This window comes from Psychrobacter cibarius (assembly GCA_030686115.1).
GTDB classification, from domain to species: domain Bacteria; phylum Pseudomonadota; class Gammaproteobacteria; order Pseudomonadales; family Moraxellaceae; genus Psychrobacter; species Psychrobacter cibarius_C.
Window position 1 is genome coordinate 3201316 of sequence record CP131612.1, and the last position, 17936, is coordinate 3219251.

The 17936-nt window shown below is 43.0% G+C and carries 18 protein-coding genes; 6 read left to right on the forward strand and 12 right to left on the reverse strand.

The genetic code is table 11. The features are described from left to right. Positions 1-129 precede the first annotated feature (129 nt). From Q6344_13615 to Q6344_13665, 11 genes are all read right to left on the reverse strand, one after another. A complete protein-coding gene (locus tag Q6344_13615; protein WLG13614.1) occupies positions 130-846 on the reverse strand; it encodes a response regulator in 717 nt (238 codons plus the stop codon). 656 nt (positions 847-1502) lie between these two features. Next, positions 1503-1919, reverse strand: a complete 417-nt coding sequence (locus Q6344_13620) for a F0F1 ATP synthase subunit epsilon (protein WLG13615.1) — start codon at positions 1917-1919, stop codon at positions 1503-1505. A gap of 104 nt (positions 1920-2023) precedes the next feature. After that, entirely contained in the window at positions 2024-3457 is a 1434-nt protein-coding gene (atpD, locus tag Q6344_13625; GenBank protein ID WLG13616.1) for a F0F1 ATP synthase subunit beta, read from the reverse strand. Positions 3458-3507: 50 nt separating this feature from the next. Continuing rightward, positions 3508-4389 (reverse strand): F0F1 ATP synthase subunit gamma, encoded by an 882-nt coding sequence (gene atpG / locus Q6344_13630; protein ID WLG13617.1) that lies wholly within the window; start codon positions 4387-4389, stop codon positions 3508-3510. A gap of 226 nt (positions 4390-4615) precedes the next feature. Next, positions 4616-6160: a F0F1 ATP synthase subunit alpha gene (gene atpA / locus Q6344_13635; protein WLG13618.1), complete on the reverse strand. Its 1545-nt coding sequence runs from the start codon at positions 6158-6160 to the stop codon at positions 4616-4618. A 93-nt stretch (positions 6161-6253) separates the two neighbouring features. Next, positions 6254-6877 (reverse strand): F0F1 ATP synthase subunit delta, encoded by a 624-nt coding sequence (locus tag Q6344_13640; protein ID WLG13619.1) that lies wholly within the window; start codon positions 6875-6877, stop codon positions 6254-6256. Between the two features lie 13 nt (positions 6878-6890). Further along, positions 6891-7361, reverse strand: coding sequence for a F0F1 ATP synthase subunit B (locus Q6344_13645; protein ID WLG13620.1), 471 nt, complete (start codon positions 7359-7361; stop codon positions 6891-6893). A gap of 117 nt (positions 7362-7478) precedes the next feature. Beyond that, entirely contained in the window at positions 7479-7727 is a 249-nt protein-coding gene (gene atpE / locus Q6344_13650) for a F0F1 ATP synthase subunit C (protein ID WLG13621.1), read from the reverse strand. Between the two features lie 33 nt (positions 7728-7760). Next, complete coding sequence (atpB, locus tag Q6344_13655; GenBank protein ID WLG13622.1) at positions 7761-8627, reverse strand: F0F1 ATP synthase subunit A; 867 nt, start codon at positions 8625-8627, stop codon at positions 7761-7763. Between the two features lie 684 nt (positions 8628-9311). Next, a complete protein-coding gene (locus tag Q6344_13660) occupies positions 9312-9710 on the reverse strand; it encodes an ATP synthase subunit I (GenBank protein WLG13623.1) in 399 nt (132 codons plus the stop codon). A gap of 291 nt (positions 9711-10001) precedes the next feature. Next, positions 10002-10892: a zinc ABC transporter substrate-binding protein gene (locus tag Q6344_13665; GenBank protein WLG13624.1), complete on the reverse strand. Its 891-nt coding sequence runs from the start codon at positions 10890-10892 to the stop codon at positions 10002-10004. Positions 10893-11086: 194 nt separating this feature from the next. Between Q6344_13665 and Q6344_13670 the strand changes: the two genes are divergently transcribed. From Q6344_13670 to gluQRS, 6 genes are all read left to right on the forward strand, one after another. Further along, positions 11087-11680 (forward strand): transcriptional repressor, encoded by a 594-nt coding sequence (locus Q6344_13670; protein WLG13625.1) that lies wholly within the window; start codon positions 11087-11089, stop codon positions 11678-11680. A gap of 80 nt (positions 11681-11760) precedes the next feature. Beyond that, positions 11761-12558, forward strand: a complete 798-nt coding sequence (locus tag Q6344_13675; protein WLG13626.1) for a metal ABC transporter ATP-binding protein — start codon at positions 11761-11763, stop codon at positions 12556-12558. Positions 12559-12664: 106 nt separating this feature from the next. Then, entirely contained in the window at positions 12665-13483 is an 819-nt protein-coding gene (locus Q6344_13680) for a metal ABC transporter permease (GenBank protein ID WLG13627.1), read from the forward strand. Positions 13484-13734: 251 nt separating this feature from the next. After that, positions 13735-14580: a metallophosphoesterase gene (locus Q6344_13685; protein WLG13628.1), complete on the forward strand. Its 846-nt coding sequence runs from the start codon at positions 13735-13737 to the stop codon at positions 14578-14580. A 493-nt stretch (positions 14581-15073) separates the two neighbouring features. After that, positions 15074-15511 carry an RNA polymerase-binding protein DksA gene (gene dksA / locus Q6344_13690; protein WLG13629.1) on the forward strand — a complete coding sequence of 146 codons (438 nt, stop codon included), beginning with the start codon at positions 15074-15076 and terminating at the stop codon, positions 15509-15511. Positions 15512-15758: 247 nt separating this feature from the next. Continuing rightward, complete coding sequence (gluQRS, locus tag Q6344_13695; GenBank protein WLG13630.1) at positions 15759-16700, forward strand: tRNA glutamyl-Q(34) synthetase GluQRS; 942 nt, start codon at positions 15759-15761, stop codon at positions 16698-16700. 92 nt (positions 16701-16792) lie between these two features. Here gluQRS and ftsW read toward each other — a convergent pair whose 3' ends face one another. Next, positions 16793-17917 (reverse strand): putative lipid II flippase FtsW, encoded by a 1125-nt coding sequence (ftsW, locus tag Q6344_13700; protein ID WLG13631.1) that lies wholly within the window; start codon positions 17915-17917, stop codon positions 16793-16795. Between the last annotated feature and the right edge of the window lie 19 nt (positions 17918-17936).

A 17936-nucleotide genomic window follows, 5' to 3' on the forward strand; every position in this document is an offset into this window, starting at 1 on the left:
GCTTAATTAAACCACATAACGCTGTATTTAAGTTCAAAAATTAAAATTTAGCCACAAAAAAACCAGCCTAGTTGCTGGTTTCTTTGGTCATGCTAATGAGCAATAAGCCGTTGCCGGAGCAAAATTGACTTAGTTGCCTTCTTTAACGAACAAATACCCTTTACTACGAACGGTTTTGATACGTTTTGGATTTTCTGGATCATCACCGATTTTTGGACGAATGCGTGAGATACGAACGTCAATTGAACGATCTTGACCGTCATATTCGATACCACGTAGACGCTCAAAGATATCTTCACGCGAAAGAATTCGACCCGCATTAGAAGCAAGCAACCATAATAAGTCATATTCAGCACTGGTGAAATCAACCAACTCATCACCTAAATTCACAGAACGACCGCCATTGTCGATGACCAGTTCACCAAATTCTAGGCGCTGTGGCACATCTTCTGATGGGGCATTTTCTGAACGACGTAATAACGCACGAATACGTGCTAGCAAGACACGTGGCTGAGCAGGTTTAGCGACATAATCATCAGCACCCATCTCAAGACCCAGTACCTGATCCATATCTTCAGTACGCGCAGTCAGCATCAAAATAGGATTCTGATAATGCGGGCGTACTTCACGACATACCGTCAGTCCATCGCTACCAGGAAGCATGACATCAAGTACGACCAAATCTGGTTGTTCACTGACGATGCGACGAATAGCACGATTACCATCGGTTTCGATAGCGACTTCTAAACCATTTTTGACCAAGTAATCTTGAGTCAACATGGCCAGACGCTCATCATCCTCAACAATCAAAATTCGGGGGGTGTTGTCTTCTTCATTCGTTGTCATTGTTATATCCTCTAATACATCTCATTTAAAAGCAGTAAAAGTAAGAGCGGTAAAATTAATAGCACCATTAAGTGGCACAATTGATGTTGGTATAGCTGTTACAAACTTGGTAGCACAGTATACTATTAAACATACAGCTTCCTATACTATAGCTTATAGTCGTTAACAAAACCTATAAACTACACCCATTAAAACTTTAGTTTACGTCCAAAAATTATGAGCTTTATACAAATAATAGCAAGTGAAATGTTTTTTTACGACCCTTTCCTCACCTTAGTTTCTATAAGTAGTCAATCTTAATGTAGCGCACAGCGATAGGATACTTGATTGATACCGATACTTGTATTCCTGTTACGTCTAATATAGCGACATATCACCTTTGCTGCCAGTGACTTTTTCATCTATTATCCCAGTACTGCCTATTATCCTTCGATAAATAATTAGTAAATACATGGTTAGTGGATACATAGTTAGTTAACACTCATATTTAAAAAACTGGCTGTTGAGCTCAAAATTGCATCATAAATCGTGTATTTATCCTAGATCAACAAGCATAGAATATTAAATAATAAACATAAAAAAACAGCCCATGATGGACTGTTTTTTTATATCTGTGGTAAGAGTCAAAAGGAAACTCTAAAATTTTCCACAAAAAATTAAGCGCGGTTTTTGTACTTACGGATAGTCTGTAGCTGTGCGACAGACTCTGCTAATGATGCTAAAGCTGCATTAGTTTGTACAGTATCCGATTGATTAACCAGCATTTGCTCAGCCTTTTTACGTGCTTCGACAATTTTGCTTTCATCAAGGTTATGTGCACGCATCGCTGTATCAGCCAATACGGTAACCATCTTCGGCTGTACTTCTAAAACACCGCCTGATACATAAATCACTTCTTCTTCACCGTTTGGTGTTTGCACTCGCATCGCACCCGGTTTTAACAAAGTAATAAGCGGTGTGTGACCTGGCAATACACCAATCTCGCCTTCGGTACCAGTAGCTATTAACATGCTAATTTCGCCTGAATACAACTCTTCACGAGCACTTACGACGCGACATTGTAACGTTGCCATACTTAACTCCTTACGATCAAAACACAATCAAAACTGCGAGGCGTTACTAACTGGCAAATAGACTTTTTATAGCCTATCTGCCCTTTAGCAAATGCTAACACAACTTACGCTGCAGTAGATTTCATTTTTTCTGCTTTAGCAACAACTTCGTCGATGCCACCAGCCATATAGAACGCTTGCTCTGGTAGGTCATCGTATTCACCAGCGATGATTGCTTTAAAGCTAGCAATGGTATCGCGTAGTGGTACATATTTACCAGGTGCGCCAGTAAAGACTTCAGCAACGTGGAATGGCTGTGACAAGAAGCGCTGAATCTTACGCGAACGATAAACGACTAGTTTATCTTCTTCTGATAACTCATCCATACCCAAGATAGCGATGATGTCTTTTAGCTCACGATAGCGCTGCAAAATCTCTTGCACGCCACGAGCAACGTTATAATGCTCTTCGCCAATGACTAATGGATCTAGCTGACGCGAGGTTGAATCTAGCGGATCAACCGCAGGATAGATACCTTGTGAAGCAATATCACGACTCAATACAACCGTTGCATCCAAATGCGCAAACGTCGTTGCTGGTGATGGATCCGTCAAATCATCGGCAGGAACATATACTGCTTGCACAGAAGTAATAGAACCTGACTGAGTTGAAGTAATACGCTCTTGTAGCATACCCATCTCTTCAGCAAGTGTTGGCTGATAACCAACCGCAGATGGCATACGACCAAGTAGTGCTGATACTTCAGTACCGGCTAGTGTATAACGGTAGATGTTATCAACAAACAGCAATACGTCACGACCTTTGCCAGTGGCAGGATCTTTCGTATCACGGAAGTATTCAGCCATGGTCAAACCAGACAACGCAACACGCAAGCGGTTACCCGGTGGCTCATTCATCTGGCCGTATACCATCGCAACTTTAGATTTGCTAAAGTCTTCAGTGTTTACAACGCCCGCTTCTTGCATTTCGTGATAGAAATCGTTACCTTCACGTGTACGCTCACCAACACCAGCAAATACTGACAAACCTTCATGTTTTAGAGCGATGTTATTGATCAGCTCCATCATGTTAACGGTTTTACCAACACCAGCACCACCAAACAGACCAACTTTACCACCTTTAGCAAACGGGCAAAGTAGATCAATAACTTTAATACCAGTTTCTAACAGCTCAGTGCTGTTTGACTGATCCGCGTAGCTTGGCGCTTCACGGTGGATAGACCATTTTTCATCAGCCTCTACAGGACCTTCTTCATCGATAGGACGACCAAGAACATCCATGATACGGCCAAGCGTACCAATACCAACAGGCACAGCAATAGGCGCACCAGTGTTAGTGACTGTTAAGTTACGCTTTAGGCCTTCAGTTGAACCCATTGCGATAGTACGGACGATGCCATCACCTAGTTGTTGCTGTACTTCTAGGGTGGTTTCGGTACCATCTACTTGCAAGGCATCATAAATCTGAGGAACTTCACTACGGTTGAACTCAACGTCAAGAACCGCGCCAATAATCTGTACAATACGACCGCTACTCATTGCGTTCTCCTTGAACTTCTGTATATAGTGGGTTTCATAAGGGGTTTCAATTATGAAACAGCAGCAGCACCGCCAACGATTTCCGAGATTTCTCGGGTAATCGCCGCTTGACGCAGCTTGTTATAAACCAACTGTAAATCGTTAATTAGGTCACCAGCATTATCTGTCGCCGCTTTCATCGCAACCATACGTGAGGACTGCTCAGAGGCAATGTTTTCCATTACCGCTTGATACACAATCGACTCAATATAGCGGCCAAGCAACTCATCAATCAATGTTTTGATATCAGGCTCGTAGATATAATCCCAGCTCAGTTCTGTTTGAATGCCGCTCTCTTCTTCACCAAACGCACTGTCTGGTAAAGGTACCAACTGATTGACAGTTGGCTTTTGGGTCATCGCATTAACAAACTTATTATAAACCACATAGATGCGGTCTATTTTACCGTTAGTATAATCGTCAAGCATCGCTTGAACCGGTGCGTTTATCTGCTCAAACGTTGGCTTATCACCATAATCGGTTACTGCCGAGGTCACTTTACCACCAAAGTTTTTGAAAAAACTCACACCTTTAGCGCCAATGACTGCAAACTCAGTTTGTACAGATTGATCTTGATACTGCTGGATACTCTTAGATAAAGCTTTGAATAAGTTAATATTCAAACCACCCGCCAGACCGCGATCAGAGGTAATGACAATATAGCCAACCTTATTGACTGGACGCGAGACCATATACGGATGTTTATAGTCTGATGAGGCATGCACCAAATGTGAAATAACCCGGCGCATACTATCAGCATACGGGCGACCCACTTCCATGCGCTCTTGGGCACGGCGCATTTTACTTGCCGCAACCATTTGCATAGCACGAGTAATTTTTTGGGTGCTTTTAATACTGGTGACTTTGGCACGTATCTCTTTTAAGCTTGCCATAATGATTCCAATATAAGAGGGTTAAAAAGCATTGGCGCATGCGACAATTATTTAGTATATAACATCGATCTAACAGATTAATGTTATATATTTTGTGCATGACGCGATCTAATACCGTCAATGGTTAGAATAGTGGCGCTACTGTCTTAATAAAAAAATACAAGACAATGCGCCACTTTATCAGCCATCAAAGACAGCCATAACCAATTCGGCTTAACCCGTTAAATTAATAACTGTGATTTTGTTTAAAGGTCTCTAAAGATGACTTCAAACGACCTGCGATATCATCATTATAATTCGCAGTATCATCAATCTCACGCATCAATTCACTTTGCTCATCATGCATATAGCGTAAGTAAGCTTCTTCAAAAGAACCGATTTTTTCGACAGGAACGTCCGCTAAAAAGCCTTCATTCGATGCATAGATAACTGCAGCTTGCTCAGAGATTGACATTGGCTGATACTGCTTCTGCTTCATCAATTCAGTCACACGCTCACCATGATCAAGCTGTTCGCGAGTCGCGTCATCAAGATCTGATGCAAACTGAGCAAAGGCGGCCAGTTCACGATACTGAGCTAGTGCAGTACGGATACCACCAGATAGCTTCTTGATGATCTTAGTCTGAGCTGCCCCGCCCACACGAGATACCGAGATACCAGCGTTAACTGCTGGACGGATACCTGAGTTGAATAGGCTTGATTCTAAGAAAATCTGACCATCGGTGATTGAAATCACGTTAGTCGGTACGAATGCAGATACGTCACCAGCTTGGGTTTCAATAATTGGCAGTGCGGTTAAAGAACCGGTTTTACCAACTACTTCACCATTAGTGAACTTTTCTACGTACGCCGCGTTTACGCGTGATGCACGCTCAAGTAAACGTGAATGTAAATAGAATACATCACCAGGATACGCTTCACGACCTGGCGGACGACGTAGCAATAGTGAAATTTGACGATAAGCAACGGCTTGTTTTGATAAGTCATCAAATACAATCAGTGCGTCTTCACCGCGGTCACGGAAGTATTCGCCCATCGTACAACCTGAATACGGTGCGATATACTGTAGTGCTGCAGGCTCTGATGCTGATGCGACCACAACCGTGGTATATGCTAATGCACCAGTTTGCTCAAGCTTGCGTACGACGTTTGCAATGGTAGAACGTTTCTGACCGATTGCGACGTATACACACTTGATACCAGATGATTTCTGCGCGATGATCGCATCGATAGCCATCGCGGTTTTACCCGTCTGACGGTCACCAATGATAAGCTCACGCTGACCACGACCAATTGGAATCATAGTATCAACGGCTTTATAACCCGTCATTACTGGTTGATCTACTGACTGACGATCAATAACGCCTGGGGCGATTTTTTCGACTTTGTCAGTCATTTTGGCATCGATAGGACCTTTGCCATCAATAGGATTTCCCAAGGCGTCAACAACACGACCTAGCAGCTCAGGACCTACTGGTACTTCAAGAATACGACCAGTACAATAGGCTTTTTGACCTTCTTGCAGCTTTAGGTAATCACCAAGTACTACCGCGCCGACAGAATCACGCTCTAAGTTAAGCGCCATTCCATAGATTTCGCCTTCAAACTCAATCATTTCGCCGTACATGGCATCTTCAAGACCATGAATCTGCACGATACCGTCAGATACTTTGACAATCGTGCCTTCATTCTTTGCAGTTGCACCCGCATCAAGGTCTTGAATACGCTGCTTAATCAGGTTACTGATTTCCGCTGGATTCAATTGTTGCATTGCCTTGTTTCCTTTAATTTATGATAACCCGCCCACTGACTTAAATGCTCTTACTTTCACGCAAATCATAGATGACTGCGCTGGTAAATGGCATTAGGCCGTTAGCTGTGTTTTTAACTGTTGTAACTTGCCGCGCATCGAATCATCAATGATTTTGTCACCGACTTTGATGGTAGCGCCTGCCAATAGACTTGGATCGACCGACTCATGAATCACCACACTAGCATTTAACGATGCAGCAAGGCGCGTTTGAAGCATTTCACGCTGAGCGTCAGTCAATGGATAGGCAGAGGTCACGTAAGCATCAAGCTGCTTTAAGCTTATTGCCTTGTGGCGGCGATAATGCTCATAAACTTCAGGAAGCAGCGCCAGACGCTCTTGCTGCGCCAACTGCTTAATAAAATTATTGAGCGCTGGTGACACTTTAGGATAGCTAATACTATTACCATAACGAGAGCCTTTGCTCTCGCCTAGTAGCTGTTTAAAAGCAGAGTCGCTATCACCAGCCACTTGTGAGTCATAAAGATCAACCAAAGCAGCTGACTTATGCTCAGCCGTAACGGCTGGATTTTCTAGCCATGTACGGAACGCTTTGTCATTGACAATTGCACTGGCGACAAACAAGAAATTTTCCCACTCGTTTACGGCCCCGTTTTCGTTGGCATAGTCAAACGCGGCTTTAGCGTAGGGTCGTGCTAAGGTTGATAAGTCAGCCATTATATCCTCACAGTTACAGCTTTGCCGCCAGTTGGTCTAACATACTGGCATGTTTTTGCACATCGACTTTGTCTTGCAAAATCTTTTCTGCACCAAGTACAGCCAGTTCAGCAACTTGGGCACGTAATGATTCACGCGCTTGATTGATTTCTTGGTCGATAGACGCTTGCGCTTGTTGACGAATGCGCTCGCCTTCCACTTGGGCCTGCATTTTTGCATCTTCGACAAGCTGGTTAGCACTCTTGTTCGCTTGCTCGATTAAAGCAGCAGCTTTGGTCTTTGCAAGATCAAGCTCCTGCTGGACGTCTTGCTCAGCGGTTGCCAGATCTGCTTTTGCTTTTTCTGCGGCATTCAGGCCTTCAGCAATTTTACGCTGACGCTCATTGATGGCACCAATAAGTGGTGGCCACACGAATTTCATGCAGAACATCACAAAGATTGCAAAAGCAATGGCTTGACCGATGAGGGTAGAATTGATATTCACGTGATCACCTCTTTGTTAATGAAAAATCAGTTTCATTGATCATATTTGATAGCCAAACTTTGGCTATGGTTAAGATACAAACTTTGACTACCAAACATTTACAACTGAGCTTTCTGATTAACCTGCTAGAGGGTTAGCGAACAACAATAGCATAGCAATACCAACACCGATCATCGGAATAGCATCAAGAAGACCTGCTACGATGAACATACGAGTTTGCAGCTGTGAACCAAGTTCTGGCTGACGCGCAACGCCTTCTAGGAATTTACCACCTAGAATAGCAAAACCAATACCTGTACCTAGTGCACCTAAACCGATAAGTAGTGCTACTGCGATAACTGTGTAACCACCTAATACTGGATCCATGGATGTATCCTCATTTACCTATTGAATGTCTAATTAATGTTCAGTTGATGATGCAAGTGACATATAAACTATCGTCAGCATCATAAATACGAACGCTTGAAGTGTAATAATTAAGATGTGGAAAATAGCCCACGGTACTGATAACGCCCATTGAATCCAAAACGGCATTAGAGCAATCAGTATGAAAATCAACTCACCAGCATACATGTTACCGAATAGACGCAGACCTAAAGAGATAGGTTTCGCTATCAAAGTAACAAACTCTAAGATAAAGTTGATGGGTATTAAAATAATTTGTACGATAGGGTTTTTGGCACTAAACGGATGCAGTGTTAGCTCGCCAACAAAGCCGCCCAAACCTTTTTCCTTGATACTATAGAACAGAATCAATATAAAGACAGAAAAAGACATGCCAAGCGTAATATTAGGATCCGTCGTTGGAACGATCTTAAAGAACACATGATGTGGATCATGTCCCATCATTGCGCCGATTTGGCCAGCAATCATAGGAATAAAATCGACGGGTAGTAAATCCATCAAGTTCATTAAGAATATCCATACAAAGATAGTCAACGCCAAAGGCGCAATCAGCTTTGAGGTACCACTATACGAATCACGAACGTTGTTATCAACGAACTCAACGATCATCTCAACCGCGGCCTGAGTTTTACCCGGCACGCCTGAAGTGACTTTTCTAGCGACCATCCAGAAGATGGCGCAGAAAACAATGCCTAGACCAATTGACCAAAGCATAGAATCAAGGTGGATGGCTTTAAAGCCCATTGCACTAGCTTCTTCAGCAGTATAGGCAACTTTCCAGCCTTCGCCCGGCAGATAGCCGTACGTCCAGTTCGTTAAGTGGTGAGAGATATAGTCTGTTGTTGTTTGCTCGCCTGCCATAATGTCAGCTTCTTATTAATCAACGATTTAATCAACTACCAAAAATATGGTTGTCATCTGATGAGGTTTTAATGATCCTATTTGACCTGCTAGCAAGCCGATGAACCATGCTAAAGCGCTCATGTAATCAATAACATCCAACCCATAGTTCTATTACTAGTGCGCAATTTGATAACTTAAGATAAATTTTAGCTATCAAAAAAGGGCTTATGATGATTCAGTAATAGCCCTTGTATATGTACGCGAAATTATTATATCTGTGTTTACTTACTGCCGCGTTTCCACGATCGACGCTTAATACAGCGTTCATAAGCAAAATATTTAGCTGCCTATATTAATGCAGCGTTGTATTCGTGTAAAGTCAATTATGACTTTTTTATGCACTGTATGAATAAGTTAGCTACTATTAACGTTTACTAACATAGCTTTGCGTGATTAATTAAATTGTAAGAATTTAATTAGAGGCAATACTGATAGCTAATAATTGGCTATCGACTCCATTATCACACGCTATACTCATTTAAACGCTCATATCACAGTCTTTATGATCATTGGCGCTGTCTTTAGACAGTTTTGTATGTTTTGACTTTCTTATGAAATCAGTCATAGAGAAGCTGGACGGCAGGGTGACTTGCCTAGCACTATTAAGCACTCAACTATTGATATAGTCATCGTCTATTAATGCTAGCGTATATGCCACAACATCCAACTGTGACTAATTTGCATTACCATAAAACCGATAAATAGCGCAGGCGCAGATAGGGGTTGTACGGTAATAAAAATTAGTGCGAAACCAAACACAGTCAATAGCCATTTGGCCATTTGACCTCGATATAGCTGGCTAACAATGTGTTGGCGCGCGCGATATCCAGTGTACCAAAAGATAAAAAAAGCAAATACAGCTTGGGTTGCAAAACTGAGTAGCGCACCAATAGCGGCGCTTTTTGCGACAGTAAGCTCACTATGTAGCCAACTGGTATCTAAAGCCCAAGCAATAATAATAAGGATAAATAATATCCACGCTTGGCGTTTGATATAGATGCCAATTTTATCTTTTTGTGTGCGTTTGGCAGGCTTGGTCATCGGTAATGCAATCCTATAGCCTTACAGCATTGGGATAAGGTAGCAATATAACATCGTCGCGACACTTTTATCCGTGAACGGCTCACTCTACAGGTGTTACCTTTTAACCAAAATAAAACGCCACTTATTATAAGGGGCATACCACCGTTAAGCAAGAAAAATATACCTTTTATCAGTGACCTAGCTGAATCACTCATAGACATCATAGTTACTGACCAATGGATAACACCCAAAGTATGACTACATAATGGCTGCTCAAGCGTTGCAAGCCACTATGGTTAATCAGTTATCCTACGATATACATTGATAGATTTGCTGTGCCATCGTCTGCCAACCACTCACAAAGTCTTTACTATTGCTCATATCTTCAGGTTGCACAGTGGTTTTTACAGGCTGTAACTTAGCGAGTAGACCTTTGGCTGGTTGACTTGGGCTAACCAGACACATTTGCTTAGCTGGACGCTTCTCATTTAGCCAGCGTATTTGGCTTGCTCGTGGTGCTAGATGGTGATCAGTGCTTAAACTGCCAACAAGCTTTAGGTTTGTGCTGGATTCGATGTAGTGATAAGCATCATGATAGGCCCAATAAGGCTCGGTTTGCTGCTTGCCTTTAGCTTGTTTTACGAAAGATGCCACTCCCCTATCCATTCGCTGAGCAAATTTTTGCGCATTGGCGTGATAAAGTGCTTTATATTGCGGATTAGCATGGCTATGAATCACGGCAAGGGCACGAGTCATGGCTTTGGCATTTTCAGGATCTAACCATATATGTGGATCAAGCGTGCCAGTAATAGGCTTGCCTTTGACGTCACGTAGCGGATGACGATTAAAGGCATCAAATTCAAATAAGGCAATCGCATTGGGTGCGGTATTAAGGCTTGCCGCCAAGTTATTTTCTAGTGGCTCACCAAACCACACGACAAATTTACTGTCCTGAATGGCTTTAATATCACCTGGGCTGATACTGCCATGATGACCTACCTCCCCTGCTTGCAATAACTGCTTGGCGGGCGGTGAACCTTCAGTCACTGCTTGACTCAATAAAAACAGTGGATAATTACTCACGCTGACTGTTGCCGCTTGTGCACTCACAGTAAAGACGCCTAATGCAACTATGCCCGTGATGAGCCATCGCTGTAGTATAATGGTTGAGCTTAAAAAATATTTGAAAACTGAGTTCATAATAGATTCTTTAATGTATGAAAGATAAAATATAAGTGGAAACATTTAGACGTTATCAGTGTTGTATCTGAGTGATCATCAAGGTATCAATAAATAAGCCAAGATCACTTATCTGCTCTTATTTTTAGTATGTTATACTATAACATTATAAATTACTATAATAACAGTGCCATTTTTTTGTAGGAGCTTGCACCATGTCCACCAGTTTATCAGTCTGCGAACATTTACATGATGTGCAGGACTTTACGCCGCATGACGTGACCGAGCGCCTAATGGCAGCAAAAGAACAATGTCGCCTGAACGGTGCACGCTTTACCCCATTGCGCCAGCAAATATATCAATTGGTATTGGCAGCCAATAAACCTATCGGTGCATATGATTTGATCACGCAATTGCAGCAAATGCGCTTATCAGAGCCCAATAACAATGATGACAGCATCGAAGCGCTTAACTCGCAACAGCACCCAATGAAAGCGGCATCTAAAGAAATTAGCTCTAAAAAACAAGCGCCAAAAAATGTCGCGCCACCCACTGTCTATCGCAGTCTGGAGTTTCTATTGAGTGAAGGCTTGATACATCAACTGACCTCTATCAATGCTTATGTGCCCTGCTGTCACCCACGCGCTCAGCATACCGCAGCATTTTTAATCTGTGGTCAATGTCAGCGTGTACAAGAATGTAGCAGTGTGCCCGTACAGGAAATGATGAGTTTTGCTGAGCAAGACGTTGGCTTTATTGTGGAACGCAGTGTGATTGAGCTGAGTGGTCGTTGCCAAGCCTGCCAGTAACATGCCCTAACCACTGAAGCGTAAGTCTTTGTCATCCGTTTTTTATTTGTATTACTCATTCACTTATTGGTTGTCATACTATGAGCCTGTCTACCTCACCGTCTAATCAACCGAACTTTTCCGCTGTTGATGGCAATACCATTAATAATGCGAGTAAACTGCTGAGCCTAAGCGATATCAGCTACGACATTGGGCATCAACGCTTACTCTCACATATTGATATCGACATTGCGGTTAATGAAACAGTCAGTCTTATTGGACCAAATGGCGCTGGCAAGTCAACGTTGGTTAAACTTATTTTGGGATTGATTGAGCCAACTAAAGGGCACATTAACTCTCATCAAAAGTTACAGCTTGGCTATGTGCCGCAGCGCTTTGCTGTACCGCCGATATTGCCATTACGAGTCTGCGATTTATTGGCACAAGCGGATAAAAGGCGCTTAACGTCTGAGCAGCGTCAATTTATCTTCGATAACTTGTCATTGACGCACTTACTATCGCGACAAATGCTGCACCTGTCGGGTGGTGAGACACAAAGGGTCTTGCTCGCGCGCGCATTGTTAGACAAACCCAACTTATTGATTTTAGATGAGCCGATGCAAGGACTGGACCCTGATACTGAGGTTTGGCTCTATCAGTTTATTGATGAGCTGCCAGAGTTTTTGCGTTGTGCCATGCTGGTGGTATCGCATGATCTGCATTGGGTCATGAAAGGCAGTCGACGTGTGATTTGTCTTAATAAGCATATTTGCTGTGAGGGACAACCAAGCGAGCTTGCCATTAGTAGTGAGTTTCAAAAGCTATTTGGGCATCATTATGAGCAGCCTTATGTACATCAACCACATGCCTGTGAGCATCACGCCCCAAGCGAACTATAATCATTAAGGCGCGTTGAACATTCACAAATATAAAATATATCGAAGCTTAATACATCAAACACATATCGAGCGTTGAGCTTTATAAAAACTTTTACGGATATTTATTATGACTGCTTGGTTAGCCATCATTGCCCCCGCTTGGATCGCTGGCAGTATTTTAGCGCTACTATCAGCGCCTTTAGGTTGCTTAGTCTTGTGGCGACGCATGGCATTTTTTGCTGACGCTTTAGCACATGGCACCTTGCTTGGCGTGGCTTTAGCAGTATGGTGGCAATTACCTATGGGCATTGGCATTGCCTTGGTCAGCGTCATGGTGGTGCTAGGGCTGGTATTAATCGATGATGAGCGCCTGCCTGTCGATGCGGTTTTGGCCGTCGTGGCGGTGTCATTGTTATGCTTAGGCTTATTGGCTTTGACCCAGTTGACTGACCAACAAGCAAACGTACTGGGGTTTTTGTTTGGTAATTTGCTAGAGCTTGATTGGGCAGACTTGCCCTTACTTGCCGGTAGTGTGCTGGTAGGGCTCGGTCTACTTATGTATATATGGCCTGCACAAATTAAGCTTGCCACTCATGAAGCACTGGCGCGTATTCAAGGTGTTAATCCGACACGCCAGCGGCTGTTCTTCATGGGCGTATTGGCGGGATTTTGTGCGATTGCCCTGCAAGCGGTTGGTAGTTTACTAATCAGCGGTCTATTGGTATTACCAGCATTAACGGCACGTTTGTGGTCATCATCGCCAAAACAAATGGTCGTTATATCGCTACTGATCGCACAGCTTGGCGTGACGCTAGGCGTTTGGGGAAGCATCTGGCTAGATATTCAGACAGGACTTGCTATCGTATTAATATTAGCCATTTTATTTTTTATCGCGCTGATTTTCTCAAAGCTCAGCACTGCAAAAATTTGGTCAGCGCGCCGTTAGACAGATTATGGTTCACATAAAGCCGCTGGTTTTTTTATCCTCTTATCCAACTTTATTTCATCAATATGATAGAGCTTTCATTGACTTTATGTTATAAACTTGCCCTAATATCATCGACATACTAGCGGCGTCAAGCCAAAAAACATATTGGTCAGACCAAAATTCATTAGTCTACTCGATGCAGGACATCCATTTATCTATCATTCGTTTTAACAGCATCACTTGTTTCGATTCGATGAGGGACTGACCCAATGCTAAGCTATCCTGTTAATAACATTAGCACACCAGATGAACAGGTAAACATACTACAAATCACAGATTTGCATTTATCAACGCCCGTTTCTTCTAGTGTTGATGGCGATACTAACAATAGCGAAGCCTCTGTCTGTCAGCAGTGCTTTGAAACAGTACTACAGCAAGCTTTGAGTAGCGACATTCGCTGCGATTTGATTATCGTGACTGGCGACTTAGTCAATGAAGTCAAACCCGCTATTTACGATCATATTTTTGAGGTATTGCAAGCCACCAATATTCCTTTTGCTTGTATCGCAGGCAATCATGATGTGACGGATGAGATAGGCAGTGAATTGCCGTTCTTTGAGCGCGAACTGATTGCTCAACCTGCCGACCCGCGCTTGCTAAGCCGGCATGTCATTGAGACTGATCGTTGGCAGCTGTTGTTATTAGACTCATCCATCACGGGCAAAGTCGAGGGCGAGATAACGCCTACCGATATTGACTGGTTATGCGAGAGACTCGATGCTTGTGATAAGCCTGCGCTGATTGCTCTACATCACCATGTCATTCCCGTAGACTCTGACTGGATTGACACGCATATGGCGGAGAATAGTGAGGCCTTTTGGCAGCATCTGTTAGGATTTGACCATCTCAAGGTCATTATCAGTGGTCATACGCACCAAGAGCAGGTTCGCCATCGTCAAGGAGTCACGGTCTATAGTACGCCATCTACTTGCTACCAGTTCAAGCCTTATGAGAATGATTTCTCCTATGATAAAAGCGTCCCGCCCGGTTACCGTTGGTTGCAATTAGCCAACAATGGAAAGGTTGCAAGCTGGGTAGAAAGAATGGATACTTGACGCCCAGATTTATTGACACCAATATTGATGTGAGCCCTTATACCCCAAGCTATTGACTGATATTTCTGAGTTCAGAATACAATGACTGGCATGGTAAAAGCGACATGATGATGAAAAATGACTTCATTATTGTCAGAAACAATGATACAACGTATAAAACGAAATGAGGACTGCCTAGTATCTGGTATTAGGTAGAATTATAATAGCTAGGATGGCTAAATCGATCACAGCTAAGTCTTCACAGTCAGTGATTTGTCGCATTATTAAGACAACGCTATTTAAATAAAAATATGCATAACCATATACCTGACCATTGATAGATTGCTTTGAGCATATCAAGATAACTGTACTATTAGATCCGCTGTGTTACTTGTGTTACCAAGTGGTAAAACGTTTTATAAAGGGACAAATTATAGCGTTTATGACATTGATAGCGTCTTGTCTTTTGATACGTCGTTTTATTGAATTAATTTGAAAAAAGTAGGATACCCATATGAGCACCCTGACCACGAATCCAAGTGAAGCTAAGTTTACTCCTTATGTGCCTGCCAAAGACGAAGAGTACATGTCTGATGCGCAGTTAGAGCACTTTAAGGCTATATTATTGGATTGGAAGAGCCAACTGATTGGCGAAGCGGATCGCACCAAGACTTATATCCAAGACGAGTCCAGTGCTATGCCAGATATCAATGATCGTGCCACCCAAGAAGAAGAGTTTGCCCTCGCATTGCGTACGCGTGACCGTGAACGTAAGCTCATTCGCAAAATTGATAAATCTATGTCAGAAATTGAAAATGATGATTATGGTTTTTGTGAAACTTGTGGCGTAGAGATTGGTCTGCGTCGTCTCGAAGCGCGCCCAACGGCTACCCAGTGTATCGATTGTAAGACCCTGTCTGAGATTAAAGAACGCCAAAATCAAGGCGCTTAAACGAATTACGATTCATCTCAATAGTAGAATGTAAGCATAAGCGACCATAACATGGTCGCTTATTGCGTTTTAGCTGGTTGGTTTTTAGTCAATGGATCATGGCTGATACAGAGCTTTAAGCTTGCTTATATTGATTTGCTAACAAAACAGACTCATTTCACAAATATCTTTTTACGGATATATTTATTATTCTATCTTCTACCTTTTTTACCGATAATTTCCTACTTTGAAAACTAACCTTATTCCTATGCCCACTCCAATCATACCAGTACAGCCGATTGGTCGTTTTGCTCCCTCACCGACTGGTGAACTGCATCTTGGCTCATTGACGACTGCGCTTGCCAGCTTTTGCCATATAAAATCCATTGGTGGTAAATGGCTACTGCGTATTGAAGACACTGATACCGAACGCTGTGATCAGCAATTTACTGAGCAAATCTTGATTGATTTGGAAGCGCTTGGATTGTACTGGGACGGTGATATCATTTATCAATCTGAGCGTATTGATATTTATAATGATTATCTACACTCAGCCCTGCATCCGCTCACTTATGGTTGTCAGTGCTCGCGTAAAGACTTGGAGCAATACTGGGCGCAAGAAGAGCTGAGCCCATCTTATGATGCTAACCCATTGCAACCAAATAGGAAGCGCTATCCACGCTGCTGCGTCAGCGCTGACCTTGATAGAGAGCAACATAAGCTACGCATACAGCTACCGAATTATAAGATTGGTTTTAACGACGGTATTCAAGGATTGCAGTGGGATAATCCTCAGCAGACATTGGGTGATATGGTGGTACGTCGCCAAGATGGTATGATCAATTATATTTTGGCTGCCAGCCTTGATGATGGACTGCAACAAGTGACACATATTATGCGCGGTCTAGATATCCTACCCATGACGACAGCGCAAATCAGCATCATGGATGCCGCACGCTTACCTGCCATCGATCACTGGTATCACTTGCCACTGATATGTCATGCTGATGGACAAAAACTCTCCAAGCAAAACCTAGCACAACCCATTGATACACGAGATCCAAGTAAACTTATCGCTGATGCTTTACAACTATTACAGCAACCAGCCGTCGATAGAGACACACCTACTCGTATGTTAAAGCAAGCCATTGCTCAATGGAACAGTACGCCGCTACAAGGCAAACAACAGTTAAATATGCCCAATGGATAAAAGCCAGCTAGCAAAAAGCGCCACTATTGAGCGACGCTTCTTTGGATAATGCCAGTCATGATGCATCGAGCCTATCACTAATGCTCAACCTATCAATAATAACGGCATTGGCTTTTTTCGATTTCAGGGCTTTCTTTATAAATTTTTAGCAATAACGCAACCATCACCAAACTAATCAACATCGAAGAGCCGCCATAACTGAAGAATGGCATGGTCAATCCTTTGGTTGGAATCGCGCCCATATTCATCGCCGCATTGATAATTGTCTGCGCTATGAACACCACGCCGATACCAAAGGCGGTATAACTCATACGCATCTGCCGACGTTTGAGCGCGTTATAACTGATACGCATCGCGCTACCGATAATCAGCGCTTCGAGCACCAATACCATGGTAACCCCAACAAAGCCTAACTCTTCCCCTGTAATGGCTAATAGAAAATCAGTATGTGCCTCAGGCAAATGCGACAGTTTTTGTACGCTCTCACCATAACCAACGCCTGTAAATTGTCCACGGCCAAAGGCAATCAAACTACGTGCCAGCTGATAATCCGTGTCTTGCACATCATCAAACGGATCCATAAATGACATCACACGTACCAATCGGTACTGCGCTGTCGTCACCATCAATACCGCACCACCGATGGCAGCCGCGCCCAGTGCTAAAAAGTGCTTGTAAGGCGCACCAGCGATATAAAAAATCGCAAAGATAGTACCTAAAATAACGACAAAAGAACCAAAATCTGGCTGTGACAATAGCAGCATGGTGATGAGTGCCACCACCAACATAATCCGCAAAAAACCGTCTAAGCCGTTACGAACTTCAAAAGAGCGACGCACCACAAAATCAGAGACAAAGACAATCATCACTAACTTGGCCAACTCTGCCACCTGAAAATTAAATACCCCTAGGTTCAGCCAACGCTTGGAGCCGTTAATAGGCGTACTAAATAGGGTTGCCACTAGCAGCATGCCAGTGATACCCAATAGGATAAATTGGGTTTCAGTCTTATATAATGTTCGCAGAGACACGCTGTAATAAGAAACTGTAGCGACTGTCAAACCGATCATCATATACAGCAGCTGGTTTTTGAAAAAGTGCAGCTCTGTCATGCCGCGACTGAGCGCAAAAGGAATAGAAGCGGAAGCCACCATCAATAAACTGAGCACCAACATACAGCCAACACTCGATAGGAGAATGGCGCGTGCTGACGGCATAGAAAGAATACCATCTGAG

Bases quoted from the DNA above. Each gene is read 5' to 3' on its own strand.
- Q6344_13615 (WLG13614.1), bottom strand. From the start codon at position 846: ATGACAACGAATGAAGAAGACAACACCCCCCGAATTTTGATTGTTGAG.
- Q6344_13620 (WLG13615.1), bottom strand. From the start codon at position 1,919: ATGGCAACGTTACAATGTCGCGTCGTAAGTGCTCGTGAAGAGTTGTAT.
- atpD (WLG13616.1), bottom strand. From the start codon at position 3,457: ATGAGTAGCGGTCGTATTGTACAGATTATTGGCGCGGTTCTTGACGTT.
- atpG (WLG13617.1), bottom strand. From the start codon at position 4,389: ATGGCAAGCTTAAAAGAGATACGTGCCAAAGTCACCAGTATTAAAAGC.
- atpA (WLG13618.1), bottom strand. From the start codon at position 6,160: ATGCAACAATTGAATCCAGCGGAAATCAGTAACCTGATTAAGCAGCGT.
- Q6344_13640 (WLG13619.1), bottom strand. From the start codon at position 6,877: ATGGCTGACTTATCAACCTTAGCACGACCCTACGCTAAAGCCGCGTTT.
- atpE (WLG13621.1), bottom strand. From the start codon at position 7,727: ATGGATCCAGTATTAGGTGGTTACACAGTTATCGCAGTAGCACTACTT.
- atpB (WLG13622.1), bottom strand. From the start codon at position 8,627: ATGGCAGGCGAGCAAACAACAACAGACTATATCTCTCACCACTTAACG.
- Q6344_13660 (WLG13623.1), bottom strand. From the start codon at position 9,710: ATGACCAAGCCTGCCAAACGCACACAAAAAGATAAAATTGGCATCTAT.
- Q6344_13665 (WLG13624.1), bottom strand. From the start codon at position 10,892: ATGAACTCAGTTTTCAAATATTTTTTAAGCTCAACCATTATACTACAG.
- Q6344_13670 (WLG13625.1), top strand. From the start codon at position 11,087: ATGTCCACCAGTTTATCAGTCTGCGAACATTTACATGATGTGCAGGAC.
- Q6344_13675 (WLG13626.1), top strand. From the start codon at position 11,761: ATGAGCCTGTCTACCTCACCGTCTAATCAACCGAACTTTTCCGCTGTT.
- Q6344_13680 (WLG13627.1), top strand. From the start codon at position 12,665: ATGACTGCTTGGTTAGCCATCATTGCCCCCGCTTGGATCGCTGGCAGT.
- Q6344_13685 (WLG13628.1), top strand. From the start codon at position 13,735: ATGCTAAGCTATCCTGTTAATAACATTAGCACACCAGATGAACAGGTA.
- dksA (WLG13629.1), top strand. From the start codon at position 15,074: ATGAGCACCCTGACCACGAATCCAAGTGAAGCTAAGTTTACTCCTTAT.
- gluQRS (WLG13630.1), top strand. From the start codon at position 15,759: ATGCCCACTCCAATCATACCAGTACAGCCGATTGGTCGTTTTGCTCCC.
- ftsW (WLG13631.1), bottom strand. From the start codon at position 17,917: ATGCCGTCAGCACGCGCCATTCTCCTATCGAGTGTTGGCTGTATGTTG.